The following is a 26,021-nucleotide window of genomic DNA, read 5'->3' as shown; positions in this document are numbered from 1 at the left end:
CGCGGAGTCGTCGTCTGATCGCACGCCCCACGTTATGCAGGCAGTCACTTGCATGTCAAGGATGCCGCCGCCACTGTGGACCCGTCGGCCTCAAGATTCACAAGACGCACAGGAATCCGGGCGCCGTGAAGCTAGCCTCACGGCATGGATGGGTCTCTGATGCTGAACCTGCTGGCCCTCGGGGTGTCGGTCACCGCCCTGGCCACCTCGATCGCGATGTCGCGTGGACAGCTGCGACTGGCGCACAACTCCAACGTCCTGCCGATCATCATCGACATGTTCAAGGAGACACGCAGTCCCGAATTCCTGCGATCCGTCGAGTACATCCGCACCGAACTGGCTCCGCGGCACCCCCATCACGACGGCTACCGGAACCTGCCGCCGGAGCCGCGGGAGCACATACGGCGCGTCGGACAGTTCTACGACGACGTCGGAAAGCTGGTCGCCCACGGGGTCGTCGACGAGCATCTCGTACTCGGGTCCTACAGCGTCAACGTCCAGAGAATGTGGGAGGCGCTGAGCCCCTACATCTACAACGAGCGGGCCCGGCACGGCACTTTGACCATGACGTACTTCGAGGATCTCGCGGCTCGCGCCAAGCAGACTCCCGGACCGGCCATCCACACCGCACTTGATCTCCGGCGCCTGCCGCCCGCCTAGGACAGGGTCTGGACCGGGCCCAGGGCCTCCAAGCGCGCCGGAACATGCTTGTGCCACGGGGTTCCGGCCAGCCAGTCACGGTGGTGCAGGGAGGTGAGGTCGTTGGGGGCGACCCCCACCGTGCCGTGGTCGGGGTGGTCGACGCCGAGGCCGTTGGGCAGGGAGATATGGCCCTCGCGCATCATGTCGGTGACCTCGACGACCACGTGGGCACTGCCGCGTTCGGTGTGCAGGCGGGCCGCGGACCCGGTGCTCAGGCCGAGTCGGCCGGCGTCGGCCGGGCTGACGCGCAGGGCGCCCTGCGCGTCGCGGCGGCGCCAGGTCGGGTCACGGTAGATGGTGTTGGCGGTGAAGGAGCGGCGCTCGCCCGCCGAAAGGACCAGTGGGTACGCGTCACTCGTGAGGGATGTCTCCGGATCCCCCAACTCCCGCAATTTCTCGATCAGTTCGGGAACCTCCACCGTGAATCGGCGATCGGGGCGGCGCACATAGGTCCATACGTCGTCCCAGTCGTCGACCGTGAAGGTGACCCCGGAGGGCGTTGCCACGATCGCGTCGAAGAGGGCGTCCCCATCGGGGAATCCGGCGCGGCGCACGGCGTCCGGGTACGTCATCGCGCACAGCTGGGCCAGTCCCCACACCGGCGCCGTGGCGCGCCGCCCTTCCGGGAGTGCGGTGCCGAGCGTCTCGTACAGGAGGTACGGGGCGAGACCGAACAGCGCCGGGTCCTCCCCCACCGCGGCGAAGAAGGCCTGGCCGAAGGCGGCGCGTGAGGTGTGGGCCGCCTTGGTGAGGGTGATCAGGAGTCCCTCGTCGGCGGCGCCCAGGCGGCGCAGCAGCCGGGCGTAGATCTCGGGTTCCGGGAGGGTGCCGGGCAGCGGGTCGAGGACGGGCGGGCGGAGCTGGAAGGCGTTGTGCGGGAACTCGGTGTTGAAGAAGGTCGCCTCCCACTTCTCGAACTGGCTGGCCGCGGGCAGGACATAGTCGGCGCGCCGGGCGGTCTCGGTGAGCGCCACATCCACGACGACCACCAGGTCGAGGACGTCCAGCGCCTCGGCGAAGGCGCGTGAATCGGCAAGCGAGTGGGCGGGGTTGGCGCTCTCGATCCACATCGCGCGGAACCGGTCGGGGTGGTCGGTGAGAATCTCCTCGGCGATGGAGTTGCACGGCACCAGACCCGAGATGATCTTCGCTCCGGTGACCGGGGTGCGGCGCCCGCGGCCGGACTTCCCGCTGCCGCCTGCGAGTGCGGCGAAGGCGGAGTGCAGGAACATCGTGCCGGGCCGCCCGAAGTTCCCGGTCAGGATCCACAGCAGCTTGTTCAGATACGACACCAGGGTGCTGTGGGGTGCCTGCTGGACGCCCAGATCCTCGTACGTCGTGACACTCGCGGCCGTCGCGATGCGCCGCGCCGCCGACCGCAGCAGCTCCTCGTCCACTCCGCAGCGGGCCGCGTACTCCGTCACCGGTACGCCGGCCAGCGCGTCGAGCACCGAGGCGGTCCCCGTCGTGTGCGCTTCGATGAACTCGGCGTCGCACAGGTCCTCTTGGACGATGACGGCGAGCAGGGCGGCCAGGCACCACGCGTCCGTGCCCGGCCGTACCTGGAGGTGGTAGTCGGCGAGCTCGGCGGTCTCGCTGCGCCGCGGGTCGAGGACGATCATCGAACGGCCTGGGTCCTTGGCGAGGACACGCAGGGTAGGCCTGGCCCGCGGGAAGCTGTGCGACTGCCAGGGGTTCTTGCCGAGGAAGACGACGACCTCGGCGTGCTCGAAGTCGCCCTTGGTGTGACCTCCGTAGAGCTTCGCGTCGACCCACATCTCGCCGGTCTTCTCCTGAGCGAGCGCGTTCGAGAAGTACGGGCTGCCGAGGGCCGCCTGGAGCGCCTTGGTGTGCAGGCCGCCCAGGTGGTTGCCCTGGCCTCCGGCACCGTAGAAGAAGATCTTGTCGCCGCCGTGCTCGTCGCGCACGGCCATGAGCCGCTCGGCGATCTCATCGAGCGCGGTGTCCCAGTCGATCTCCTCGTACGTCCCGTCGGCGCGGCGGCGCAGCGGGGAGGTGAGCCGGTGGCGGCCGTTCTGGTAGTGGTCGAGGCGCAGCGCCTTCTCGCAGGTGTAGCCGGCCGAGGCGGGGTGCCTCTTGTCGCCGCGGATCCGGGCCAAGCGCCGCCCGTCCAGCTGGACTTCGATTCCGCAGTTGCACTCGCAGAGGATGCACGCGGAGGTCTGCCAGGTCTCTTGTCCGGTGTCGGCCACGCTCATCGGCTCCTCACGCCCAGCGGGTTCCAGTGAGTCCTGTGTCTGTGCCCTGTATCTGCGCCCTGCGCCTGTGCCGTGTGTCGGCGTACCGCTGTCCCGCCGACAACTTACTGGACGGTAGCGCCGTCAGTCCTATAGAGCAACCCACTTGGCGGAGGCCCGCATATTCGCTCGCCGTCGACAGCCGTCGCCCCTCACACTGGCGCCGTGAGCCGAACCGTGAGCGCATGGGTGACCTCGGGCGGGGACTTCCTCGGTGTCGCCGGACCCTTCCCCGTGGACATCCCCTGGTGGTCGGAGGTGGAACCGGTCATCGGCCATCTGGAGGGGCTGCTCGGCGTTCCGGTGCTGGTCCTGCGTCTCGTCGACGTCGACGGCGGTGCGGGCGGACGGGACGGCCATGTGACGTACCACGTCGAGGCGTTGGCGCGCCCCGCGCCCGGACTGCTCGACCGACTCCCCGTAGATCAGGGCCTGTTGAACGGTCCCCAGGTGTTGCGGGCGCCGTGGGCGCGGGCCGACGGTCTGCGCGACCTCCTCGCTTGGGCGGCCGACACGCTGGCCTCGGCGGGGCGGCCGGTGACCGGTCCGGTCGAGCAGCGCCGTACATGGAATCTGGCCGGACTCTTCCGGCTGCCCACGGCGCGGGGCACGGTCTGGCTCAAGACGACACCGCGCTTCGCGGCCGACGAGAGCACGGTCGTGGGCGCGTTCGCGCGGGTCGACCCCGGTCTGGTCGCAACCGTCCTCGGATCCGGCGAGCACCGCATGCTGATGGAGCACATACCCGGCGAGGACTGCTGGCAGGCGTCGTCCGAGACGGTCACCGCCGTCATGGAGCGCTTCGTGGCGGCGCAGACAGCGCTGGCTTCCGCACCTTTGCCCGGCATCCGGGACTGGCGTGCGCCGGTCCTCACCGCACAGCTCCAGGAGCTGCTCGACGGACCGGTCGCGCGGGAGCTGGACGCCCAAGAGATCGCCCGCGCAAGGGAGTTGATGAACCGCTGGGACCTCCTCGCCGAGTGCGGACTGCCCGACACGCTCGTGCACGGCGACTTCCATCCCGGCAACTGGCGCGGTGCCGGTGGCGCACCCGTGGTCGTGGACTTCGCCGACGCCCACTGGGGCAACCCGGTCCTGGACGGACTGCGTGTCCACGACTTCCTCCCCGGGCCGCGTCGCGCGCAGGCCGCCCGCGCCTGGACCGACGCCTGGAAGGCGCGGGTCCCGGCCGCCGATCCGGCGCGCGCCCTCGCCCTCGCCGAGCCACTCGCCCATCTCACGTACGCCGTCCGCTACCAGGAGTTCCTCGACGGCATCGAGCCTTCGGAGCGGCGCTACCATCGGGGAGATCCGGCGGACGAGATCCGCGCGGCGGTGCGGTGCGCCGAGCAGCCGAGCCCGTACCTCGGCCCCGCCCCGGACCTCGGCCCCGCGAGCACCTCTTGGCCGGCAGCCACTCCGCACGGCAGGATCAACTGATGGACAGCCGACCGACGTTCGACGTTCCCAGGCCGCTGCGCATCGAAGGGCTCGGGCTTCAGCTGCGCGAATGGTCCGCCGACGACGTGGCGGACCTCGTCGCGATCTACGACGATCCCGAGATCGACCGGTGGACGCCGGTCGTGTCGCCGTTCGACACCGAGGCCGCGCGGGCGTATCTGGCCGCCGCCGCGCAGAAAGGTACCGAGGGGCATGTGGTGCAGCTGGCCATCACCACGGACGGCGGGGCGCCGCAGGGTGAGATCCTGCTGTTCCGCAGCGCGGCCGACGGGCGGGACGTCGAACTCGCCTATGGCGTAGGGGCCGCGTACCGGGGCCGAGGGCTCGCGACCCGCGCGGTCCGGCTCGCGGTGGACTTCGCGAAGGGGCGCGCCGTGGTGCGGCGGGTGGTCCTGTGCATAGAGAACGGGAACGGGGCGAGCGAGGCGGTCGCCAAGGCCGCCGGGTTCGTGCTGACCGACGACGAACCGGTCGTTCGTGAGGCGAAGGGCCGGGTGGTCGTCCTGCGGACCTGGAGCCATCTCGAAGGCGACGACGTCGCGGGCGAAGGGCGCCGCCGGTGACCCGCGCGGAGGTCCTGCTCATCGGGGGACGCGCGGGCGTCGGCAAAACGACCGTGGGCTGGGAGATTTCGGCGCAACTGCGTGCCGCGGAGGTCGCCCACGCGGTGATCGAGGGCGACTGCATGGGTTACGTGCACCCGGCGCCGGAGGGCGATCCGCACCGCGCGGCGGTGACCGAGCGAAATCTGCGGGCGGTATGGGGGAACTTCGCCGAACTGGGCTACCGGCGCCTGATCTACACCAACACCGTGAGCGTGCTGGACCAGTCCACGGGCCTGTTCGAGCGCGCGATGGGAGGAGACGTACGACTCGTACGGGTGCTGCTGACCGCCACCGACGAGATCACCGCCGAGCGGCTCAAGGCGCGGGAGATCGGCTCCGAGTTGAAGCGGGAGATGGAGAACAGCGCCCGCAAGGCACGGCTGTTGGACGAGCGGGCGCCCGCGGACACCGTGCGGGTGGCGACCGACGACCGCGCGGTGACCGATATCGCGCGTGAGGTCGTGGCCGCCACCGGCTGGATGTCCGCCGGTTCCTGAAGAGGGCGGCGCCGCCGCGTCACGTCCCGGCGGGCTCCGTTTCCGGAGTCGGCGCGGTCAGGTACTCCTCGCTGAGCTCCTTCGGCCCGAAGGGCCACACCTTCTCCAGGCGCGCCCAGATGACGAAGGCGACGCAGCCGAGGGCGAGCCAGGCGAGGGACCATTCGATGGGGTGGCGGCCCGGGGAGTTCTTGTCCGCGTATCCGTAGATGGTCAGCCAGCCCGCGAGCGCGAGGAAGCTCGGTACGGGGTAGAGCCACATCCTGTACGGGCGGCGCAGGCCCGGCTGCCGCTTGCGGAGCACCGAGAGGGCGACGATCTGGGCCAGCGCCTGGACGATCACCATGACGGTGGTGAGCAGCTGGATGAGCGTGGCCAGGTCGGTGTGGCGGCCGATGAGGAAGCCGATCGCCGTGATGACGCCCATGGTCGCGAGGCCCAGCATCGGGAAGCGGTGCTTGGGGTGCAGCTTGGCGTAGGGGCGGAAGAACACGCGGTCGCGGGCGGCGTCGTACGGCACTCGGGAGCCGCCGAGCAGTCCGGTGAAGACCGAGGCGAACGCGGTGATGAGGATGAGGACCGTGACGGTGTCGGCGGCGCCCTTGCCCCAGGTCTCCTCCAGGACGGCCGACGCCACGGAGGTCGAGGCGATGTCCCCTGGATCGGTCATCCGGTGCCAGTCGATGACGCCGAGCGTGCCGATCTGGAGCAGCAGGTAGATCGCCATGATGCCGAGGATGGAGAAGATGATGGAGCGGGGCAGGGTGCGGCCCGGGTCCTTGATCTCGGCGCCCATGTACGCGGTGGTGTTGTAGCCGAGGTAGTCGTAGATGCCGATGGTCAGGCCCGCGGCGAAACCGAGCCAGAAGTGACCGCTGGTCAGCTCGAAGGCGTGCGCCGGGTAGGTGAAGGCCAGGTGGGCGCTGAAGTCGGTGGCCGCGGCGAGGATCACCAGGACGACCGAGGTGATCATGACGGCCCACATGACGGCGGTGATGCGGGCGATGTGCTCGATGCCGCGCCACAGCAGGATCACCACGAGGGCGACGATGCCGAGCCCTATGAGGTCCCCGGTGGTCCTGCCCATGTCGGGGGCCAGGTAGCCCAGGTACTGGACGAAGCCGACCACGCCGGTGGACATGATCAGCGGGATGAAGAGCATGGCCGTCCACACGAACAGGAACGGCATCAGCCGTCCGGTGCGGTACTGGAAGGCCTGGCGCAGATAGACGTAACTGCCGCCGGAGCCGGGCATCGACGCGCCCAGTTCGGCCCAGATGAGCCCGTCGGCGAGTGCCAGCAGGGCGCCGGCGACGAAGCCGATGACGGCCTGCGGGCCGCCGAACGCGGCGACCATCAGCGGGATCGTCACGAACGGTCCGATGCCGCACATCTGGCTCATGTTGATGGCGGTGGCCTGGAACAGGCCGACGCGGCGGACGAAACCGCCGTTGGGTGGCGGGCTGCCGGACATGGGTCCTCCTGAAGCGGGACGCGGGGAGAGGTACGTGGTGACGGCCGGCCTCAGTGGCGGCCGACGGACGAAAGGCGGCGGATCAAGGGCGGCGGGTGACCGGCCGGCGCTGGGCTCCCCTTGGCTCGCCCGGCGAGGCTGACTGGGCGATAAAGTTAAGGAGCCTTACTAGATGCGTCAAGAGGGTGTCATGAATGCGTGAGAATGGTGCGATGCCCGCCAGCGACGCCGCAGAGCAGCCCGAACAGCCCTGGAACCGCCGGCGGCTGCGCAGCACCAACGAGCGGCTGCTGCTCGACCGGCTGCGCACCGGCGGCGCCGCCTCACGCGCCCAGCTCGCCCGCGAGACGGGCCTGTCCAAGCCGACGGTCTCCAGCGCGCTCGCGGCCCTGGAGGAAGCCGGACTGGTCCACGAGGTCGGCACCCACACACCGGAGCGCGGCCGGGTCGCCGTCCTGTACGCCCCCGATCCCTCGGCCGGTTACGCGCTCGGTATCGACATCGGCCGTAGTTGGCTGCGCGTCGCGGTCGCCGATCTCGACGGCGCGGTGGTCGCGCGGGCCGACGTACGCAACCGGGCCCGCACCTCCGGCGCCATGGCCGACCTGGTGGTCGCCACGGCCCACCAGGTCGTCGCCAACTCCGGTGTCGGCGCGGACGAGGTGGCCCACGCGGTGGTGGGCACGCCGGGCGTGTACGACGAGAAGCAGCGCCGGGTGCGGTACGCGATGCATCTGCCCGGGTGGGGCCGCGCGGGCCTGTTCGACCGGATGCGCGAGGAGCTGGGCATCCCGCTGGAGGTGCACAACGACGCCAACCTCGCGGCGCTGGGCGAGTACACGTACGGAGTCGGCGCGGGCAGCCGGCTGTTCACATACATCATGATCGGCACCGGTCTCGGCATGGGTGTCGTCAGTGAGGGGCGGCTGTTCACGGGGGCGCACGGCGGGGCCGGCGAGATCGGGTTCCTGCCGTGGCCGGGGCAGCAGAAGCCGGAGACCCTGGAGGACGCGGTGTCGGGCGTGGCCGTCGTCGAGGCGGCGCGGCACTTCGGGATGACCGGGCAGCTCACCGCGAAGGCCGTCTTCGACGCGGCACGCGCGGGCCATCCCGCCGCGGTCCAGGCGGTTCAGCTGGAGGGCGAGCGGATCGCGCACACGGTGGCCGCGGCGGCCGCGGTCCTCGACCCGGATCTGGTGGTCCTCGGCGGGGGCGTGGGCCACAGCGTCGATCTGCTGCTGCGTCCGGTGCGCGAGACCCTGCGCGCCCTCACTCCGCTGCGCCCGAAGATCGTGCCCAGCCGGCTGGGTGAGGACGCGGTGCTGCTCGGTGCGGTGGCGACGGCGCTGGGGACGGCCCGTGATGTGGTGTTCGAGCGGCGGTCGGCCTCCTGAACCGGGCGAGCTCCCCGGCGGCGGGAGCCGCGGCCGGCTTCAGGGGCGGGGCGCGCCCTTGCAGCGATTGACATGACTTACTCAGCCGCTTAGCTTGTGAGCCTAGTTAGTAAAGTTTCCTAACTTGCAGTGTCGAAGCGCGGATGCTCCCCCACCTCCCAAGGAGACCACCGTGTTCCACCGCCCCGCCTCACGACGGCGCTGCACCACGGCCGCCGTCGCCCTGGGCCTCCTGTGCACCGTGTCCACGATCGCATGGGCCGGAGACCCTGGCGCGGGGCCGGTCACCACGCCGGACGCCCGCGTCACCGCGGTGGCCTCCGCGCCGGGCAGCACCACCGCGCTGTCCGGCTACGCGATCCAGTCGACGGCGAAAGTCACCGACTCCACGGCAGCCGTCTCCTCCCCGGGCTACCCGGCGAGCGGCTGGTACACGGCGGGCTCCCGCTCCACGGTCCTGGCGGCGCTGCTCGCGAAGGGGAAGTACGCGGACCCGTTCTACTCGACCAACCAGCAGAAGATCCCGAAGGCCGACTTCACCGTGCCCTGGTGGTACCGCTCGGACTTCACGGTCACGGACACCACCGAGCGCAGCTACCTGGACTTCAGCGGGGTGATCTCGGCGGCCGACGTCTACGTCAACGGCCATCGGGTCGCCAAGGCCGCCGATGTGGCGGGCGCGTACACCCACCACGAACTCGACATCACCTCGCTGGTGCGGGCGGGCACCAACACCGTCGCCTTCCGCGTCCAGCCCAACACCCCGAACAAGAACCTCACCATGGGCTGGATCGACTGGCTGCAGCCGCCGCCCGACGAGAACATGGGCATCGTCCGCGACGTCCTCGTCCGCCGCGGCGGCCCGGTCGCGCTGCGCGACGCACACGTGGTGACCAAGCTCGCCGTCCCGTCGCTCACCTCGGCGGACCTGACCGTCAAGGCTCAGGCACGCAATGAGACGGGCGCCGCCGTCACCGCCACAGTCTCCGGCACCATCGGATCGACGTCCTTCACGAAGACCGTCCCGCTCGCCGCGCACGAGACGAAGACGGTCACCTTCGCCCCGGCCGACTCCCCCGGCCTGCGTCTGAAGTCGCCGAAGGTGTGGTGGCCCGCGGGCATGGGCGGCCAGCCGATGTACGGCCTCGACCTGACCGCCTCCGTCGCCGGCGCCCCCTCGGACACCGCGCACGAGGACTTCGGCATCCGCGAGGTGAAGGCCCCGCTCAACGCCGACGGCGCCCGGCAGTACAGCATCAACGGCCGCAGGCTGCTCATCAAGGGCGGCGGCTGGTCACCGGACGAGTTCCTGCGCTGGGACCGCACCTATGTCGAGGACCGGCTGAAGTACGCGCTCGACCTGGGCCTCAACACCATCCGCCTGGAAGGGCACATCGAACCGGACGAGTTCTTCGACCTCGCCGACCAGTACGGCATCCTCACCCTGCCCGGCTGGGAGTGCTGCGACAAGTGGGAGGGGCAGGTCAACGGCAGCGAGACGGGCGAACGGTGGACCGCGGCCGACTATCCGGTCGCCAAGGCGTCGATGGCCGCCGAGGCCGCCCGGCTCCGCGACCACCCGAGCGTCATCTCGTTCCTCATCGGCAGCGACTTCGCCCCGGACGCGACGATCGAGAAGAACTACCTGGCCGCACTGAAGGCGGCCGACTGGCCGACGCCCGTGGTCGCCGCCGCCTCTGACAGCTCCTCGCCGGTTTCCGGCAGTTCGGGCATGAAGATGACCGGCCCGTACGACTGGGTCCCGCCGAACTACTGGTACGCCAAGCGCGAGGGCGGTGCCACCGGCTTCAACTCCGAGACCAGCGCGGGCCCCGACATCCCCACACTCGACACCCTGCGCCGCATGATGTCCCCCGCCGAACTGGACACCCTCTGGAAGAACCCCGGCGCCAAGCAGTACCACCGCTCGCCGTCCTCGACCTTCGCCACCCTCAAGCTCTACGACGCCGCCCTGACCGGCCGCTACGGCGCACCGACCGGCCTCACGGACTACGTACGCAAGGCGCAGCTCGCCCAGTACGAGAACGTGCGCGCGCAGTACGAGGCGTACGGGCGCAACGCCACCGACTCCTCGCAGCCCTCGACCGGAGTCGTCTACTGGATGTTCAACAGTGGATGGACGTCACTGCACTGGCAGTTGATGGACCGTTACCTGGACCAGGGCGGTGCCTACTTCGGCGCCAAGAAGGCCAATGAGCCGCTGCACATCCAGTACTCGTACGACAACCGCTCGGTCGTCGTGGTCAACAACCGGCACGCGTCCGCGTCCGGTCTCAAGGCCCGGGTCACCCTCTTCAACACCGACGGCACACAGAAGTACGACACGACGGCGACCGGTGTGAGCGTGGGCGGCGACGGGGCGCGCCGCACCGCGCTCACGGTGCCGCCCTCGGTGAGCGGGCTGTCGACGACCTATCTCGCGCGCCTGATCCTCACCGACGCCCAGGGCAAGGAGGTCAGCCGCAACGTCTACTGGCTGTCGACGAGGGCCGACACGCTCGACTGGGCCAACACCGACTGGTGGTACACGCCGACGACGAGCTATGCGAACCTCAAGGGGCTCAACTCCATGGCGCGGGTGCCGGTTTCGGCTTCGGCGTCGACCTCCGTGGGCCCGGACGGCACGTCCACGACGACGGTCACCGTACGGAACACCGGGACCGGGAAGACACCGTCGCTCCTCACCGATGTGCACCTCGTGGACGCGAAGGGCAAGCCGGTGCTGCCCGTTCAGTGGTCCGACAACCAGGTCAGCCTGTGGCCCGGCGAGTCGACGACTCTGAAGGCCACGTACCGGACGGCCGATCTGCACGGGTCGACGCCTCGGGTACGGGTCTCGGGGTGGAACACGGCGGAGAAGACGGTTCCGGCCTCGTAGAGCGGGGCAGGCGCGTACGTCAGGACGGGGCGGGCCCGATTCAGGGTCCGCCCCGTCGCACGACTCGTGCTCGGTTCCCGCTCAGCTCACGTTGAGCGCCGTGTCGTCGATGACGAACGACGTCTGGAGCGTGGAGCCTTCGGTGCCGGTGAACTTGATGGTGACCGTCTGCCCGGCATAGGTGGTGCCGAGGCTGAAGGTGCGCTGCGTGTACCCCGAGGCGGCGTTCAGGTTCGAGTACGTGGCCAGGGTCGACAGCACCGTGCCGCTGCTGTTGACGACCTGGGCCTTCAGGGTGTCGTACGCCGTGCTGGTGGTCGTCTCGGCCGTGTCCACGTGGAGGTAGAAGCTCAGGGTGGCCGAGCAGCCGGACGGGACGGTGACCGCCTGGGAGAGCGTGTCGGTGTTGGCCGAGCCGTAGCCGTTCAGCCAGGCCTTGTACGAGCCGGTGCGGGCGGCCTCGCTGCTGCTGTTGGTGATGACGCCGCTGGTGGCGGTCCAGGACGTACTGCCGGACTCGAAGCCGGGGTTGGCGAGCAGCTGGGCGGCCGTGCAGGTGCCGCCACCGCCTCCGCCACCACCGCTGCTGCTCGCGCCGGCGAGCCAGTCGGTGGCGTTGAGGGCGAGCGCGGCGTTGGTGGCGCCGGTGTCGTTCCAGCCGTCGTACAGCGTGTTGCCGGACTGGCCGGTGCCGTCGTCGATCGGGGAGCTGTCGCCCCAGAAGGCGACGCGACCGCTGCCGAAGGTGCTGGTGGCGAAGAAGGCGCCGGTGTTGCCGGAGTAACCGGTCCGGTAGAGCAGGCCCTTGACGGCCGAGTTGTCGGCGGGCTTGAGCGTGGCCGTCGTACCGCTGGCGATGAGGCTCTTGGTGACCGTGCCGAACGAGCCGTGCAGGATCGCGTTGGTGCTGTCGCTGATGGCGCTCGGGTAGTCGGAGCTGATGCTCAGCGAGTCGATGGAGAAGCCGAACGGGTCGGTGGAGTCGACGCTGTTGTTGGTCATCAGGTCGTTGAAGATCTCGACCGCGTCGTAGCCGTCGTTGTTGCGGTCGGCGCCGGTGTGGTCGGAGACCATGAAGAGGCCGCCGCCGTTCTGTACGAACGTCATGATCGCGGTCTTCTCGGCGGTCGTGAAGAGCGTGTTGGGCTCGGGCAGCACCAGCTCGTCGAAGTTCGACAGGTCGGTCGCGGCCGAGCCGCCGTAGGTGAGGCTGGAGCCCGAAGGCAGCGTCTTGAGGCTGTAGTTGCCGGTGTTCTGCAGGGCTACGCCCCAGGAGGAGAGGGCGCCGGTCCAGTCCGTCTCGGAGGACGGGGAGGAGTCCTGGCCGAGCGGGTCGGGCTGGCTGGTGGAGATGATCCAGTCGGCGTTGCCCGCCGTCTCGGCGTGGCCGTTGTCGAACAGGACGCGGTGCGTGGTCGCCGCGTGCGCGGGAGCGGCGGTGGCCGCCTGGACGGCCGCGCCCGTGACGAGCAGTCCGAACACGGCCAGCGCCGTGGTGAGTCTGTGGCGGGATCTTCTGAATCCGAGCATCCGGCGAACCTCCGTGAGGGGTGGGGAGAGGCGGTGCGGGCGCCAAGTCTCCGCGCGTAGAACGGTGGTTGGCCGTCTTCCGCGCGACAGATTCTTGAACGGTACATGTCGAAACGACGGCTGAACAGGAGGGCGCCGGAGCGCATCCCGGGGCGCGCGAAGCGGGGCGGACTGCCTCCGCTCCCAGGGGGCAGATACATAACTGCGGGGGACCGACAAAGAGGGGCGGAGATGGAGATCTCAGGCATCATCAGTGCCATCCTCATCGGCATCATCATCGGCGTACTGGGCAGGCTCGTCGTCCCGGGACGCCAGCGCATCGGCATCCTGTGGACGATCGGCGTCGGCATCGTGGCCGCGTTCATCGGCTCGGGGATAGCCGCCGCGTTCGGCGTCGCCGACACCAAGGGCGTCGACTGGATCGAGTGGCTCATCCAGATCGGCCTGGCGGCGCTGGGCGTCGCGGCGCTGGACCGGGCGAAGGTGCGCCGCTGACGGCCGGGCTCAATTCTGTTGCGGGTGGCGCGCCGGTACGGCTAGGTTCTGCGGGCTTCGCCCCCGCACACCCGACGCCACGGAGAGACCTTGCCACCGCGCATCACGCCGCTGACCGATCCCGAGCCCACACCGTCGAGCCGCCGCCTGGCATGGCTGGCCTCCGGCACCGAGGGAGTCCCCGTGGGCTCCGCCTTTCTGCGGTTGTTCACCAAGGAGGGGCAGGATCATCTGGCGGAGCTGGAGGTCGCCGTACACCCTGCCGAGCGGCGGCAGGGTGTCGGCGGCGCTCTCCTGGACGCGGCCGTCTCCGCGGCGCGGGACGACGGGCGGCGGTCACTCGTCGCGCAGGCCGAGACCGGCTCCCCCGGTGATCTGTTCCTGGCGGCGCGCGGCTTCCGCCGGGTGCTGGCACTGACGTACGCACGACTTGCGCTGGCCGACCTGGATTCCGCGCGGAACTCCGAGATCGCCGAACGGCCGCATCCGGGCTACGAGTTGACACACTGGGTCGGCGCCGTGCCGCCCGAGCTGGCGCAGACCTTCGCCGACTCGCGGCGCGCCATGGACGACATGCCGATGGAGGGCACCGACTACGGGATCGTCGCGTGGGACGTGGAGCGGGTCCTGGCGGCGGCCGAAGCCATCGCGAAGCGCGGGGAGTTGCTCCACACGGTGGCCGTGGTGGACCGCTCGGACGGTTCGATCGCCGGCTTCTCCGAACTCGTCGTTCCGGGCGACGGCCGGGGTGACGGCCAGCACTACGGCACCGGTGTGCTGCCCGAGCACCGCGGTCACGGCCTCGGACTCTGGATGAAGGCGGAGTCGATCCGGCTGGCCCGGCGGACGTATCCCGAACTCGGCGGCCTGCTGACGGACACCGCCGACAGCAACGCTCCCATGCGCTCCATCAACGACGCGCTCGGCTATCTGCCCACGCACGCAGCGGTGGAGTACCAGCTCGATCTCTGAGCGGGCCGGATGTCCGGTGCCGGATGCGGAGTGCTGAACACCAAGTGTGAGTCCAGGCCCGCCGACATGGCTCCCCCTCGACAGCCGGCGGGCCTGCCGCCTCGACCGAGCGCCTGGCGCGGGAGAGTCGAGCGCGACGGGAGGCAGTCCCTGGGACGGCTTGCGTCCACACCCTCAGCATGCCGTCCCGAACCCTCACCCACAGGGGGCCGGTTGGCCCTCGGCTCCGGGCCGTTCGGCCCCCGTTCGCGCCTCAGGCGGCCGCCTTGAGCGCGGCCAGCCCGTCGTGACTGGACGGGTAGGCGGGGTTCCAGCCCAGTTCCCGCTCCGCCTTCACCGCGGACACCCGCATGGCCGTCTGCATCATGACGTGCGCGTACGACATGGGCTTCATCAGCCACAGCGGTACGGTCATCGGCTTCGGCAGTCCGAACTGCTGGGCCACGGCGCGGACATGGGCGGCGAATCCCAGCGGGGTGCGGTCGACGATGTTGTAGGCCTGGCCGGGGCGGCCGTGTTCGACGGCGGCGGCGACCGCGCTCGCGGCGTCGACCAGGTCGATCCACGGCAGGACCCGGCCCTGGTCGTCGGCCACGGGAAGCTGCCGCTTGCGCAGCATGGGCAGAATGGCGTCGGTGCCGCCGGGGCCGTAGAAGAGCCCGAAGCGCAGCGCGATCCCCTCCAACCCGCATGCCTCGAAGGTGAGTTGTTCCTTGATGCGCATGGCCGCGATGTGCTGTTCCAGCTGCGCGGTGGCGCCCTGCGGGCCGAAGGTGTCGTCCTCGGTGATGACGTGGTCACCGTGGTCGCCGTATCCGTACCCGAAGACCATCGACTCGGCGACGAGTCGCCGTGCGCCGGTGGCCCGCGCGGCCTCGATGAGGTGGACGGTGCCGTCGATGCGCAGCGCGTTGGTCTCGTGCATGTCGCGGTGGCGCAGGGGCGCCTTGCGCAGGGCGGTGGCGGCGAGGACGACCGTGTCGAAGTGCCGCCCGTCGACGGTACGCAGCAGCGCGTCGCGGTCCATCAGGTCGGCCTGGACCCCGTTGTCGGGGCCCCGGCCGAGGCCGGTGACCTTGTGGCCCGCGTCGGTCAGGGCCCGGGTGATGTGCCGGCCGAGAACTCCGCTCGCGCCGGCCAGGAGGATGCTCTGGTTCGTCGTCATGCCGATGCGACGGATCGAGCGGGCCGGGATGTGACATCGGGTCCTGAAAATCTTTCCGGCGTCACTGTCCGCGCAGGGGCGAGCACCGTGGGACATACGGGCCTGGCGTCACCGCGTATACACGTAGGGGGTCGTCGTGGTCAGCGGCTGGAAGCCCAGGCGGGCGAGGATGGGGCGGCTCTGGCTGGAGGCGTCGACCTGGACGTAGCGGTAGCCGCGCTCGGCGGCGACGCGGGCGCGGTGGGCGACCAGTGCGCGGTAGATGCCCCGGCCGCGCCAGGCCTCGACCGTGCCGCCGCCCCACAGTCCGGCGAACCGGGTGCCCGGCAGGAGTTCCATCCGGGCCGCGCTGACCGGGGCGTCACCGGCGAGGGCCACGACGGCGACGACCGTGTCCGCGTCGCCGGTGAGCTGGGCCAGCAGCTGGTGGCGCAGGCGCGTGCCGTCGGTGCCGAAGGCCTGTTCATGGACCTCGGCCACGAGGTCGACACCCGCGCGGTCGGTGACGGGAAGCAGCCGTACGCCCTCGGGCGGCTCCGCGTCGAGCGTCAGATCGCCCAGCTCGGCGACCATCAGCGTCTCCTCGGGCGCGGCGGTGAATCCGGCCGTCCGCAGCCGGTGCCCGAGGTCCTCCGGCTTGTCGTGCCCATACAGCTTCCATTCGAACTCTCGCCCGAGGTCGGCGAAGTACCTGACCTGCTCGGCGATCGCCGCGTCCGCGCCGGCCTCGTCCAGGTCCGACCAGATCACCCCGTTCCAGCCCCGCTCGGCGCCGACCTGACGCACTACCTTGCCGACGCGCTCGACCCGGGCATCCGGGGCGTCCGGCCGTGCTCCTTCCCGCATGTCCCGATCGAACAGAGCCAGTACCGCAACGTGATCCATGGGCTCACTCCAGCACCCTGGGGCGACTGGGGCAACGCATATGAGGTAACCCACAGTGAACCGCCGGCCCAAATGCTCCCCGTTCTCGATCTCGGGGCACTGCGGCGCACCCCCTGACACGGTTCAGGCCGCGGGTCCCGTGAAGTGCTGGCGCAGTTCCCCGATGCCGCCGATCCGGCTGACGAGTTCGTCGCCCTCGGTGAGATAGCGGGGCGGGGTGCGGCGGTTGCCGACTCCGGCCGGGGTTCCGGTGAAGATCAGGTCGCCGGGGAGGAGTCGTACGACGGCGGAGAGGCGGGCCACCAGGTCCGGGACCGGGAAGATCATGGACTTGGTGCGGTCGTGCTGGATCGCGTCACCGTTGAGGAAGCCGGTGATCTCCAGGTCGTCGGGGTCGTCGAGTTCGTCCGGGGTGACCAGCACGGGGCCGGTGGGCCCGAAGCCGGGGAAGGACTTGCCGAGGCTGAACTGTGCGGGTTTCCCCTGGAGTTGGCTGACACGCTCCGAGAGGTCCTGGCCGACGGTGAGCCCGGCCACGGCGGCCCAGGCCTGTTCCTGACTCACCCCGTGGGTCTCCCGGCCGATCACCGCGACGAGTTCGACCTCCCAGTCCACCTTGCCGGGAGGCAGGGCGACGGTGGTGCGCGGGCCGGTGACGCAGGTCGGGAACTTGGTGAAGACCAGGGGCTCCTCGGGCGGCGTGAACCCCGCTTCGGCGGCGTGCGGAGGGTAGTTGAGCGCGACGGCGAACACCTGCCGGGGTCGCGGCACGGGCGCCTGGAGGGCAGCCGGGTCCACGGCCATGTCGTACGCGTCTTCGGGGAGGCCGGCCGCCCAGTCGCGCAACGCCGGCCACTTCTCCAGCAGGGCCATCGGGTCGGACGGCAGCCGGTGCTTCGAGGCGGTGGCGACGTCCGCGGCCCGGCCGCCGCGCAGCAGGACGGCCCGGTCCGCGACGACAGCGAGCCTCACCGGTCCGCCTTCTGCCGTACGGGAGTTCCGTGGCCCCCGTCCTCCAGTCCGCTCGGGCGTCCATCGTCAGCGGTGACCAGCTTCATCGGGGCCTGCCTCCCTGTACTTTCACTGAATGAAACCTCACTTCACTCCATGAACCCGGTTGAGTATTGGGGCACCCTGACGGCCTGTCAAGGTCTCGCCGGACGCCGGGGCGCGGCGGCATCCCCGGGGCCGGATTCAGGTCGTTCACCAGCGAAGACGCGCAGTTGGAGGGCGAGCATGGCGTAGTAGCCGACGAGCACCGTCAGTTCGAAGAGGCCGCGCTCCCCCAGTGTCGTCACCGCGGCTTCGTACTCCTCGTCCGTCAGCGCACCCGAAGCCGCCAGCGCGGTCGCGGCGCGCAGTGCCACGCCCTCGTCGGCGTCGGCGAGTTCGGGCAGTCCACCGGCGCGCACGGCGGCCATCTCCTCGTCGGTCAGACCACAGGCACGCCCCACCGCCTCGTGGGCCTCCCGCTCGAAGTCGCTGCCCCAATGGGCCGCCACCGCGAGAATGGCCAGCTCCCGGACGCGGTCGCTCAGCACGGAGTGGTAGCGAACCGCGGCACCGACGGCCTGCACGCGCAGACCGACCGGCGGACTCAGCAGCATGGCGTTGAAGGGGCCCCGCAAGCACCCCTTCTCGTCGACGAGCGCGAACGCCTGCGGTCCGGCGGCCCGGGGGCCACGCGTGATGGCCCGATAGACCTCAGCCTGCCCGTCCGTGAGTTCGTCCGGAGTCATTGCGGCCAGCCGGTCGGTCATCGGGTGCCCTTTCCGCTGACGAACCTCATGTGATACCTGCTTCCATAGAATGAAAGTGCCAGCCCAACCTTGCTGAACCCTGTGCAGAAAGCGAGCCGTCCGTCGTGCCCCCGCGCAAAGAGACCCGCAGCGAGTCGCCGCCCGCTCCCGCCGACCAGTCCACGCCGCCGAAGCGCGGTTACCAAGTGGAGGCGCTGGCCAAGGGACTTCGTCTCCTCGGACTCTTCTCGGAACAGCGCCCGTCGATGAAGCTCTCGGACATGGCCGCCGAGACCGGAGTGCCGCTGCCGACCGCGTTCCGCATGGCCGCCACGCTGGTGGGCGAGGGGTTCCTGGAGCAACTGCCGGACGGCGCCTACCGACCGGCGTCCAAGGTGCTCACCCTCGGCTTCTCCGCCCTGCGCGGCCTCGACCTCGTACAGCTGGCCGACGCCCCCTTGCGCAGGCTCGCCGAGGCGACGGGGCAGACGGTCAACCTGGGCACTCTGTCGGACGACCGTGTGCTGTACCTGATCCGGCTGCGCAACACCGACCTGGTGACCGCCAACATCCAGGTCGGCTCACGCCTTCCGGCGGTCCGTACCTCGATCGGCAAGGTGCTGCTCAGCGGCCTCGACGACGCCGAACTCGACCGGCGCCTGACGGACGCGTCCTTCGCCGGGGCGGCGGGACCCCACGCCGTCAGGTCGGAGGCCGAGCTGCGGTTCGCCCTGACCGAGATCCGCAAGCAGGACTGGGCGCTTCAGGACGAGGAACTCGCGTACGGGCTGCGCTCGGCGGCCGCGCCCGTCCGGGACTCCTCCGGCGCGATGGTGGCCGCGGCCAATGTGGCCGTACCCGCCATGGAGTTCCCTCCGTCCCGGCTGGCGGACGAGCTGCTGCCGCCACTGCGGGAGACGTGCCGGGAGATTTCCCGGCTCCTGGGCGGCAGTTGACGCGACTGACGCAGGGGGCACAAGATCCTCCGTCCCGCGGTGCTCCCCGGGGAACACCGGGGATCGTGCGCCATTGTCACTGCCTGCTGACACGATGCCCGGACATCACACGAGCAGGAGAGATCATGGGAACCTGGGACGTCGGCCCCTTCGACAACGACACCGCTGCGGACTTCTCCTACACCCTCGACGAGGCAGCCGAAGGCGAGCGGGAAGGCATCATTCGCGCGGCACTGGTCCGCACGGTCGACACCCATGGCTACCTCGACCAGGACATCTCGGTGGAGGCAGTCGCCGCGGCGGCCCTGGTCGCCGCACAGTGCCCCGGCGGCGAGCCCATCACCACCGCCTACGGGCCGGACCTGCCCATCCCCGAGCTACCTGCCGACCTGCGTGAACTCGCCGTCCACGCCCTCGACCGAGTCGTCGCCGAGCCGTCCGAGCTCATGGAACTCTGGGGTGAAAGCGACAAGGACGGCCCTTGGCGAGCGACCATCTCCGCGTTGCGAAACACTCTCCTGCCACAGGCTCCGGGCGAACAGCTCAGTCTGATCTGACACACACCAGCTCAGCCGGCTCGGTGGCGGGGACACCAGCGGCGCCGCGTCGGCCGCCCCCAGCGGTAGCGCCCGGCCGTCGGGGAACGCGAGCGGCAGCGCCGCTCACGGTGGAGTGCACCCGGCCGCACCACGCCAGTTCCACCGGTCGATTCCGCCGTGGCCGCCGATCCGCCGCCGAGAAATTCAGAGGCCGGTACGCGTAAGCGCACCGGCCGTATACACACACGCGCCTGGGCCGGGCCTCCTCAGGCCCTGCCCAGGCGCGTGTCCCTCGCCCTTCCGGATCAGCCGGTGGGCGTCAACTCCTGCTGCGTGGTGCTCTGCGGCACCGCCGGCTGGACGCGGCGCAGGCCGGTCAGGCTGACCATCACCATGGCGAACACGCCGGCGACGGCGAAGGCCGTGAAGCCCGCGGTGGTCGAGCCGGTGGCGAGCAGCTGGCCGCCGAGCCACGGGCCGAAGACGGCACCGAAGCGGCCCATGCCGGAGGTCCAGCCGACCGCGGTGGCGCGGTTGTCGTCGTCCGAGCGGTGCGCCACGGTGGCGTAGATCATCGCCTGGGCGCTGAAGAGGAACATGCCGGTCAGGAAGACGACGGTGTAGGTGAGCGGCAGCGCCATCTTGATGCTGAGGGAGTAGATACCGAGGGCGGTGGCGCCGAACCAGATGGCGGAGATGCGCGAGCCGCCGAACTTGTCGGTGAGCCGGCCGCCGATCAGCATGCCGACGATGCCGCCGAGGTTGATGACGATGACGAAGCCGATCGAGGAGCCGAGGTCGTAGCCGTTGGCCTTCATCAGCGAAGGCAGCCACTGGGAGACGCCGTAGACCAGCAGGAGGCCGCCGAATGAGGCCAGCCAGAAGAGCAGGGTCTGGACCCACTGGCGACCGCGGAAGAGGGCGGTGAGCGCGCTGAAGCGGTCGGTCGCGGCCGGGCGCTCCTTGTCACGGGCGGCCAGCTCGACGCCGTAGCGGTCGGCGAGCGCCTGGGCGTCCGCGGTGCGGCCCTTGGCCTGGAGGAAGGCCATCGACTCGGGCAGGAACTTGGCGGCCAGCGGGACACCGATGAACAGCGGGATCACGCAGATCCAGAAGGAGACACGCCAGTCGCCGGTCCACAGCGCCACGAAGCCGGCGACGATGCCGCCCGCCTGGTGCGCGGTCATCAGGGAGCCGACGATCAGGGCGCGGCGACCGCGGGGGGCGTACTCGGTGACCATGGTGATGGCGCTCGGCAGCAGGCCGCCGAGACCGAGGCCCGCCAGGAACCGGCCGAAGCTGAACATGCCGAGGCTGGAGGCGGAGGCGCAGACGGCGGAGGCCAGGGAGAACACCGCGGTCGACACGATGATCGTCTTCTTGCGGCCGACCCAGTCGCTGACGGTGCCGGAGGACAGGGCGCCGATCAACATGCCGAAGGTGGCGTAGGAACCGACGTCGCCGGCCTTGCCGGGGTCGATGCCGAGGGCCTTGGTCTCCATCATGTGCGGGAGCACGGAGCCGTAGATGAACATGTCGAGGCCGTCGAAGAGGACGACCAGCCAACAGAGGCCGACGACAAGCGCGGCCATTCTGCCGCCGCGAGCGGGCAGGGCGAGGGAGGAGGACATCGTTGTTTCCTCTCGTCCAGGAAGCGTGGGCCCTGGAAGGGGGATCGGTGAGGCGGGTCGACGCGGCTCGTGCGGCTGACCCGATTGTGCCCCAGACGCTAAAGATTCGTTTCGAGAGTGTCAACGGTTTTGTCAACAATCTAGGAAACGATCCGGCCACCGCCACGACGGTGCCACAGGCAGCTGAAGAACAGGTGAAACGGGCGTGGGCGGCACAAAGTGACGTGCCGCCCACGCTTGCGTGATGGCTTGTTTTATTCGCTCAGGTGACCAACGGGCTACCAGCGGACAAGGCTCAGCTGATCAGCCGACCGGCGGCGTGCCGTGGGTGTGGAAGGACTCGATGGTCTTCAGGCCCCAGGCCTGGCCCTTCTTCCGCTCGTCCTCGGTCCAGGTGACCAGTGGCCAGTCGGGGGCCAGGACAAGGCGGGTGAGCGGGTTGCACAGCTCGATACGGTTGCCGCCCGGCTCATAGACGTACAGGAAGAACGTCTGCTGGATGGCGTGCTTGTGCGGGCCGGTCTCGATGAACACACCGGTGTCGATGGCGAGGTCCGCGGCGCGCAGGATGTCCTCACGCGTGTCCGTGGCGAACGCGATGTGGTGCAGGCGTCCGCTCGAACCCGTCCAGTCCTCGGTGTAGACAATGTCGTACGACTTGCTGCTGAAGGTCAGCCACTGGGCGGCGATCTTGCCGGTGTTGAGCTGGATCTGCTCGGTGGGGCGGGCTCCCAGCGCGTCGCGGATGAAGTCGCCGTTGGGTGCGACGTCGGAGGCGAGGAAGTTGACGTGGTCCAGGCGGCGCACGCCCACCCCGTGGCCGGGCTTGGCCTGCGGCTGGTTCTTCAGGCCCGGCTTCAGATGCTCCGGTGCCTGGTACCACTCGCTCTCCCAGTACAGGGCGATCTCGTGGCCGTCGGGGTCGGTGGTGACGTAGAGCGGGCCGATACCGGGCTCGTCCTCGACCCAGCGGCCCTGGCCGCCGGCGCTCTCGATCTCCTTGACCCGTCGCTGGAGGGCTTCCTCGCTGGAGGCGCGCAGGGCGGTGCGGCGGATGCCCGATGTCGTATGGGCGGTGAGGGTCAGACTGTGATGCTCGTAGTCGTCCCAGGTCCGCAGATAGACCGAGTCTCCGGAGCGGCCGTTCTCGGTCAGGCCGAGGTACTCCGTGAAGAACCGGACACTGGCGTCCAGGTCGGGGGTGAGCAGTTCGACGTGCCCGATGTGGGCGATGTCGCCAAGCGGCGGGGCCATGAGGCCTCCTTAAAGGTGATGTGCGGCTCCGGCCGGCCGGGGGAAGACCGTGCCGTCGAAGATCTTTCGGGCGGTGCGTACGACGGCGGTGTGCCGGGCCACCGGGGCGCCGTCAGGGCCGTACTCGATACCGGCCTCGATGTCGAGGAACCCCGTGGGGTGCTCGATGCGCAGCCGGTCCCCCCTCTCGGGCAGGCGTGCCATGGCCTGTCCGACGCCGCCCTCCACCCGTAGCCCGGCGGCGACGCTCGCGGCGCCGAGGACTCCGATGGAGGTGTGGCAACGCACCGGAATGAAGGTGCGGGTCATGACGGCGCCGTCGTCGCGCGGCGGCGCCAGCAGGGTGAGCTTGGGCACGGTGGCGCTCTCGACGTCACCGAGGCCCATCAGCTTGCCCGCCTCCAGCCGGATCTCCCGGAGCCGGTCGGCGAGGGTGAGGTTCTCCTCAAGGTCCTTGGGCGCCTCATAGCCCGTGACATCGAGGGAGGAGGCCGCGATCAGGACGGTCGGCATGCCGTTGTCCACGCAGGTCACCGGGGTGTCCGCGAGAAGGTCGCGGGCGTGGCCGGTGGGCAGCAGCGGACTGCTCCCCTGCGGGAACTCGATCACGACCGGCGCCGCGGTCCCCGGCACTCCGGAGATCTCGGCGGAGCCGGTGTACACGACGCGACCGCCCTCGGTGGGGAAGCTCGCGACCGCGAGGTCACCGGTGTTGACCATCCGGATCCGTACGGACGTCTGTCCCTCGCCCGGGGCGACCAGTCCGCGTTCGACGGCGAACGGGCCGATCCCGGCGAGGATGTTGCCGCAGTTCTGACGGTCCGACACCTCCGCTCTGTCGACGACGACTTGGAGGAAGAGATAGTCGACGTCCGCCTCGGGGTGGGCCGAGGCGGAGACCACGGCCACCTTGCTGGTCAGGGGGTGCGCCCCGCCCAGGCCGTCGATCTGGCGCGGGTCGGGGCTGCCCATGACACGCAGCAGCAGGTCGTCGCGCGCGGCTGCGTCGGCGGGCAGGTCCTCGGCCAGGAAGTAGGCGCCCTTGGAGGTGCCGCCGCGCATCAGCATGCAGCGCACCTCCTCGGGCCCGGTCACGACCCGGCTCCGGTGTACTCCTCGTACGTCTTGTACTCGACGCCGAGACGCTTGAGGGTGTCGCGCAGTCCGTAGCGGTCGAGGCCGAGCTGTCCTTCGAGGAAGGCGGCCCGGGTGGCGGCCTCCTTGGCCTCGCGGGCCTCGGACTTCTCCGCGGTCTCGCGGGCCTTCTCGCGTGGTACGACCACCACACCGTCGTCGTCGGCGACGATCACGTCACCGGGGCGGACGACCTGGCCGTCGATGGCGACCGGCACATTGACCGACCCGCCGGTGGCCTTGACGGTGCCCTGCGAGGAGACGGCGCGGGACCAGCCGGCGAAGCCCATGTCCCGCAGTTCCTGGGTGTCGCGGATGCCGGTGTTGATGACGACGCCACGCACCCCGCGCTGCTGGAGCGCGGTGGCGAAGAGTTCGCCGAACAGGCCGTCCGCGCACGGCGAGGTGGTGGTGACGACCAGGATGTCGCCCTCGCCGCACTGCTCCACGGCCGCGTGGATCATGAGGTTGTCGCCGGGCCAGCTGAGCACGGTGACCGCGGTGCCCGCGACCCGTACGCCCTGCTGGACCGGGCGGATCTCCGGCCCGAGGAGACCGGTGCGGCCCATGGCCTCGCTGACGGTGGCCACGCCGAAGGCGGCCAGCGCCTCGACGTCCTTCGCGTCCGCCTTCGGCGGGTTGGTGACGATCACACCGCCCATGGCTATGCCAGCTCCTTCGCGATCTGCGGGTAGGGGCGCATGTACGCCTCGGCCATGGTCTTGTGGGCCAGGCCCAGGTTCGGACCGGCGTTGCGCTTGAGCTGGACACCGCGGCGGACGGCGAGGTCGGTGTAGTAGTCCCACAGGTGCTGCTGGGCGCCGAGGCACTCCATGGCCTTGCGCTTGGTCTGCCAGACCTCGGTGATGTCGAGGAGCACCTCGGGCTTGAAGCCGCTCATCTCGGGCTGGTGCGGCTCGAAGTAGAAGACCGGCGGGGCACCGATGATCTCGCCCGGGCCGGGGTAGCCGATGGCCTGGGCGAGGACGCGGGCCTCCAGCGCCATCCGGTTGGCGGCCGGGTGGTCGCCGTTGTAGGGGTCCTCGACCGGGTGGGTGAGGACGACGTCCGGCTGGGTCTCGCGGTAGACGGCCACCAGCTGGTCGGTCAGCTCGGCGGTGGCGGTCAGCGGGTAGTCGCCGGCGTCGAAGAAGCGGACCTCGGCACCGAGGGTGGAGGCGGCCTTCTCGGCCTCCTCGCGGCGTATCGCCTTGATCTCCTCGAGCTTCTTGCCCTCGCGCCACGCCTTGGCCGACTCGCCGCGCTCGCCGAAGGTCAGGCACGCGATGGTGACCTTCTCACCGCGGGCGGCGGCCAGGGCGATGGCTCCCCCGGCCCTCCACACGAAGTCCCCGGCATGCGCGGTGACGACCAGCGTCGATCGTGGGGTGGCGGGCGCTTTGCCGTGCGTCATTGCAGAAATCTCCTTGGTGGACAGATGCGCGCCCGCCTCGGCCTCGCCCGTCGCACAGCGCGTCAGCCACGCGGTACGTCAGTCGCGCAGCGCGTCGATCACACTGCCGAGGTGGACGCGGACGGCCGCTTCGGCCGCCTGCGGGTCCCTGGACTTGATCGCTTCGATCATGTCCAGGTGTTCACTCAGGGACTGCTGGGCACGCCCCGGCCGCAGGGCCAACTGGAAGCGGTGGCGCACCAGTTGAGCGTTGAGGCGCTCCAGGAGCTCCACGGCCACCTGCTGACCGGAGAACTCCCTGATCCGGGCGTGCACTTCGTGATTGAGCTCGGAGTACGTCACCGGCTCACCGTCGGCGACCGCCTTGGACATCGCCTTGCCCAAGTCGCTCAGCTCTGCGAGCTGTTCATCGCTGGCCGCCACGGCCGCCTTGGCCGCGCACAGTCCTTCGAGGGCCATGCGGCACTCGGTGATGGCCACTGCTTCCTCGACCGTCACCACCCGCACCCGCGATCCGCGGTTGCGGATCCGCTCGACCAGTCCCTCCGATTCCAGCTCGATCAGCGCCGCCCGGACGCTGGCCCGAGTGACATCGAACTGCTCGGCGAGTTCGTTCTCCACCAGCCGCTGGGCCGGTGCCATCTCGCCTTGCAGGATCGCCTGCCGAAGCCGCACCAGTGCGTGCTGCTTGGCCTGCTCTCCGGTGCCTGGACGGGCTTCCTTCTGCATTGCGCCCTCCCTGAGTGAGTGCCTGTCGAACGTAAATCTAGACCAACAAGATTGTCAACAATTTTGTTCGGCATGTTGCCGACATGCTTCATCCGTCACACCGATACGCCCCTATGTTCCACTGCCGCTCCACGGAAGCTTCATACGGCGAGCCGTCACGGCGTCGCCGTGACGGCTCGGGCCGGGTTCGGGGCCGGCCAGGGGCGCGATGTTCGCGCCATGGATGCCGATGGTGTCGATGTGACCAAGTCCGGGAATCCCTGGGTTCGGTTGCGCCACACTCCACGG

At 70.0% G+C, this 26,021-nt stretch carries 23 protein-coding genes; 10 read left to right on the top strand and 13 right to left on the bottom strand.

Annotated features, from left to right (window positions below; genetic code table 11):
* The first annotated feature begins 144 nt into the window (after positions 1–144).
* Positions 145–660: a DUF4760 domain-containing protein gene (locus tag OIC96_RS44615; protein WP_330302339.1), complete on the top strand. Its 516-nt coding sequence runs from the start codon at positions 145–147 to the stop codon at positions 658–660.
* Here OIC96_RS44615 and OIC96_RS44610 read toward each other — a convergent pair.
* The gene (locus tag OIC96_RS44610) at positions 657–2,915 is read right to left on the bottom strand and encodes a molybdopterin-dependent oxidoreductase (protein WP_443058481.1); all 2,259 of its coding nucleotides are present in this window, start codon (positions 2,913–2,915) and stop codon (positions 657–659) included. The genes OIC96_RS44615 and OIC96_RS44610 overlap by 4 nt on opposite strands.
* Before the next feature lie 210 nt (positions 2,916–3,125).
* On the opposite strand from OIC96_RS44610, the gene OIC96_RS44605 reads away from it, so the two are divergent.
* Genes OIC96_RS44605 through OIC96_RS44595 form a run of 3 tightly spaced genes read left to right on the top strand, consistent with a single transcriptional unit; the run spans position 3,126 to position 5,523 of the window.
* On the top strand, positions 3,126–4,400 hold the full coding sequence (locus tag OIC96_RS44605) for an aminoglycoside phosphotransferase family protein (protein ID WP_330302341.1): 1,275 nt from the start codon (positions 3,126–3,128) through the stop codon (positions 4,398–4,400).
* Positions 4,400–4,984, top strand: coding sequence for a GNAT family N-acetyltransferase (locus OIC96_RS44600; RefSeq protein WP_330302342.1), 585 nt, complete (start codon positions 4,400–4,402; stop codon positions 4,982–4,984). Before OIC96_RS44605 ends, OIC96_RS44600 begins: the two co-directional genes overlap by 1 nt.
* Positions 4,981–5,523, top strand: coding sequence for an AAA family ATPase (locus tag OIC96_RS44595; RefSeq protein WP_330302343.1), 543 nt, complete (start codon positions 4,981–4,983; stop codon positions 5,521–5,523). The genes OIC96_RS44600 and OIC96_RS44595 overlap by 4 nt, the downstream gene beginning before the upstream one ends.
* Positions 5,524–5,542: 19 nt before the next feature.
* Here OIC96_RS44595 and OIC96_RS44590 read toward each other — a convergent pair whose 3' ends face one another.
* Complete coding sequence (locus OIC96_RS44590; protein WP_330302344.1) at positions 5,543–6,997, bottom strand: APC family permease; 1,455 nt, start codon at positions 6,995–6,997, stop codon at positions 5,543–5,545.
* A 212-nt stretch (positions 6,998–7,209) separates the two neighbouring features.
* Between OIC96_RS44590 and OIC96_RS44585 the strand changes: the two genes are divergently transcribed.
* Positions 7,210–8,391 carry an ROK family transcriptional regulator gene (locus OIC96_RS44585; protein ID WP_330302345.1) on the top strand — a complete coding sequence of 394 codons (1,182 nt, stop codon included), beginning with the start codon at positions 7,210–7,212 and terminating at the stop codon, positions 8,389–8,391.
* 172 nt (positions 8,392–8,563) lie between these two features.
* On the top strand, positions 8,564–11,290 hold the full coding sequence (locus tag OIC96_RS44580) for a glycoside hydrolase family 2 protein (protein ID WP_330302346.1): 2,727 nt from the start codon (positions 8,564–8,566) through the stop codon (positions 11,288–11,290).
* An 81-nt stretch (positions 11,291–11,371) separates the two neighbouring features.
* On the opposite strand, the gene OIC96_RS44575 is transcribed toward OIC96_RS44580, so the two are convergent.
* Positions 11,372–12,820: a hydrolase gene (locus OIC96_RS44575; protein WP_330302347.1), complete on the bottom strand. Its 1,449-nt coding sequence runs from the start codon at positions 12,818–12,820 to the stop codon at positions 11,372–11,374.
* 231 nt (positions 12,821–13,051) lie between these two features.
* Between OIC96_RS44575 and OIC96_RS44570 the strand changes: the two genes are divergently transcribed.
* Together OIC96_RS44570 and OIC96_RS44565 are read left to right on the top strand one after the other, a co-directional pair.
* Complete coding sequence (locus OIC96_RS44570) at positions 13,052–13,315, top strand: GlsB/YeaQ/YmgE family stress response membrane protein (RefSeq protein WP_330302348.1); 264 nt, start codon at positions 13,052–13,054, stop codon at positions 13,313–13,315.
* A 90-nt stretch (positions 13,316–13,405) separates the two neighbouring features.
* On the top strand, positions 13,406–14,287 hold the full coding sequence (locus OIC96_RS44565) for a GNAT family N-acetyltransferase (RefSeq protein ID WP_330302349.1): 882 nt from the start codon (positions 13,406–13,408) through the stop codon (positions 14,285–14,287).
* A 253-nt stretch (positions 14,288–14,540) separates the two neighbouring features.
* Here OIC96_RS44565 and OIC96_RS44560 read toward each other — a convergent pair whose 3' ends face one another.
* The 4 genes from OIC96_RS44560 to OIC96_RS44545 all read right to left on the bottom strand — a co-directional run bounded on the left by OIC96_RS44560 (position 14,541) and on the right by OIC96_RS44545 (position 18,097).
* The gene (locus tag OIC96_RS44560; protein ID WP_330302350.1) at positions 14,541–15,452 is read right to left on the bottom strand and encodes an NAD-dependent epimerase/dehydratase family protein; all 912 of its coding nucleotides are present in this window, start codon (positions 15,450–15,452) and stop codon (positions 14,541–14,543) included.
* A 108-nt stretch (positions 15,453–15,560) separates the two neighbouring features.
* On the bottom strand, positions 15,561–16,337 hold the full coding sequence (locus OIC96_RS44555) for a GNAT family N-acetyltransferase (RefSeq protein WP_330302351.1): 777 nt from the start codon (positions 16,335–16,337) through the stop codon (positions 15,561–15,563).
* A 123-nt stretch (positions 16,338–16,460) separates the two neighbouring features.
* Positions 16,461–17,309, bottom strand: a complete 849-nt coding sequence (locus tag OIC96_RS44550) for a fumarylacetoacetate hydrolase family protein (RefSeq protein ID WP_330302352.1) — start codon at positions 17,307–17,309, stop codon at positions 16,461–16,463.
* 173 nt (positions 17,310–17,482) lie between these two features.
* The gene (locus tag OIC96_RS44545) at positions 17,483–18,097 is read right to left on the bottom strand and encodes a carboxymuconolactone decarboxylase family protein (protein ID WP_330302353.1); all 615 of its coding nucleotides are present in this window, start codon (positions 18,095–18,097) and stop codon (positions 17,483–17,485) included.
* Positions 18,098–18,201: 104 nt separating this feature from the next.
* Here OIC96_RS44545 and OIC96_RS44540 point away from each other — a divergent pair, with 104 nt between their 5' ends.
* Both OIC96_RS44540 and OIC96_RS44535 read left to right on the top strand, forming a co-directional pair.
* A complete protein-coding gene (locus tag OIC96_RS44540) occupies positions 18,202–19,032 on the top strand; it encodes an IclR family transcriptional regulator (RefSeq protein ID WP_330302354.1) in 831 nt (276 codons plus the stop codon).
* A 125-nt stretch (positions 19,033–19,157) separates the two neighbouring features.
* A complete protein-coding gene (locus tag OIC96_RS44535; RefSeq protein WP_330302355.1) occupies positions 19,158–19,589 on the top strand; it encodes a DUF4259 domain-containing protein in 432 nt (143 codons plus the stop codon).
* A gap of 287 nt (positions 19,590–19,876) precedes the next feature.
* On the opposite strand, the gene OIC96_RS44530 is transcribed toward OIC96_RS44535, so the two are convergent.
* The 6 genes from OIC96_RS44530 to OIC96_RS44505 all read right to left on the bottom strand — a co-directional run bounded on the left by OIC96_RS44530 (position 19,877) and on the right by OIC96_RS44505 (position 25,733).
* Positions 19,877–21,202: an MFS transporter gene (locus OIC96_RS44530; RefSeq protein WP_330302356.1), complete on the bottom strand. Its 1,326-nt coding sequence runs from the start codon at positions 21,200–21,202 to the stop codon at positions 19,877–19,879.
* A 303-nt stretch (positions 21,203–21,505) separates the two neighbouring features.
* A complete protein-coding gene (locus tag OIC96_RS44525) occupies positions 21,506–22,456 on the bottom strand; it encodes a catechol 2,3-dioxygenase (protein ID WP_330302357.1) in 951 nt (316 codons plus the stop codon).
* 9 nt (positions 22,457–22,465) lie between these two features.
* Positions 22,466–23,551: a 4-oxalomesaconate tautomerase gene (locus tag OIC96_RS44520; protein WP_330302358.1), complete on the bottom strand. Its 1,086-nt coding sequence runs from the start codon at positions 23,549–23,551 to the stop codon at positions 22,466–22,468.
* Positions 23,548–24,252 carry a 4-carboxy-4-hydroxy-2-oxoadipate aldolase/oxaloacetate decarboxylase gene (locus OIC96_RS44515; protein WP_330302359.1) on the bottom strand — a complete coding sequence of 235 codons (705 nt, stop codon included), beginning with the start codon at positions 24,250–24,252 and terminating at the stop codon, positions 23,548–23,550. Before OIC96_RS44515 ends, OIC96_RS44520 begins: the two co-directional genes overlap by 4 nt.
* Positions 24,253–24,254: 2 nt before the next feature.
* Positions 24,255–25,004, bottom strand: coding sequence for a PIG-L deacetylase family protein (locus OIC96_RS44510; protein WP_330302360.1), 750 nt, complete (start codon positions 25,002–25,004; stop codon positions 24,255–24,257).
* Between the two features lie 78 nt (positions 25,005–25,082).
* Positions 25,083–25,733 (bottom strand): GntR family transcriptional regulator, encoded by a 651-nt coding sequence (locus OIC96_RS44505; RefSeq protein WP_327426382.1) that lies wholly within the window; start codon positions 25,731–25,733, stop codon positions 25,083–25,085.
* Between the last annotated feature and the right edge of the window lie 288 nt (positions 25,734–26,021).

Source organism: Streptomyces sp. NBC_00775 (assembly GCF_036347135.1).
Classification (GTDB): Bacteria; Actinomycetota; Actinomycetes; order Streptomycetales; family Streptomycetaceae; genus Streptomyces; species Streptomyces lutosisoli.
This window is presented reverse-complemented; position numbering and strand designations above follow the sequence as displayed.

Bases quoted from the DNA above. Each gene is read 5' to 3' on its own strand.
- OIC96_RS44515 (WP_330302359.1), bottom strand. From the start codon at position 24,252: ATGGGCGGTGTGATCGTCACCAACCCGCCGAAGGCGGACGCGAAGGAC.
- OIC96_RS44505 (WP_327426382.1), bottom strand. From the start codon at position 25,733: ATGCAGAAGGAAGCCCGTCCAGGCACCGGAGAGCAGGCCAAGCAGCAC.
- OIC96_RS44510 (WP_330302360.1), bottom strand. From the start codon at position 25,004: ATGACGCACGGCAAAGCGCCCGCCACCCCACGATCGACGCTGGTCGTC.
- OIC96_RS44575 (WP_330302347.1), bottom strand. From the start codon at position 12,820: ATGCTCGGATTCAGAAGATCCCGCCACAGACTCACCACGGCGCTGGCC.
- OIC96_RS44560 (WP_330302350.1), bottom strand. From the start codon at position 15,452: ATGACGACGAACCAGAGCATCCTCCTGGCCGGCGCGAGCGGAGTTCTC.
- OIC96_RS44585 (WP_330302345.1), top strand. From the start codon at position 7,210: ATGCCCGCCAGCGACGCCGCAGAGCAGCCCGAACAGCCCTGGAACCGC.
- OIC96_RS44590 (WP_330302344.1), bottom strand. From the start codon at position 6,997: ATGTCCGGCAGCCCGCCACCCAACGGCGGTTTCGTCCGCCGCGTCGGC.
- OIC96_RS44615 (WP_330302339.1), top strand. From the start codon at position 145: ATGGATGGGTCTCTGATGCTGAACCTGCTGGCCCTCGGGGTGTCGGTC.
- OIC96_RS44600 (WP_330302342.1), top strand. From the start codon at position 4,400: ATGGACAGCCGACCGACGTTCGACGTTCCCAGGCCGCTGCGCATCGAA.
- OIC96_RS44570 (WP_330302348.1), top strand. From the start codon at position 13,052: ATGGAGATCTCAGGCATCATCAGTGCCATCCTCATCGGCATCATCATC.
- OIC96_RS44555 (WP_330302351.1), bottom strand. From the start codon at position 16,337: ATGGATCACGTTGCGGTACTGGCTCTGTTCGATCGGGACATGCGGGAA.
- OIC96_RS44530 (WP_330302356.1), bottom strand. From the start codon at position 21,202: ATGTCCTCCTCCCTCGCCCTGCCCGCTCGCGGCGGCAGAATGGCCGCG.
- OIC96_RS44525 (WP_330302357.1), bottom strand. From the start codon at position 22,456: ATGGCCCCGCCGCTTGGCGACATCGCCCACATCGGGCACGTCGAACTG.
- OIC96_RS44545 (WP_330302353.1), bottom strand. From the start codon at position 18,097: ATGACCGACCGGCTGGCCGCAATGACTCCGGACGAACTCACGGACGGG.
- OIC96_RS44535 (WP_330302355.1), top strand. From the start codon at position 19,158: ATGGGAACCTGGGACGTCGGCCCCTTCGACAACGACACCGCTGCGGAC.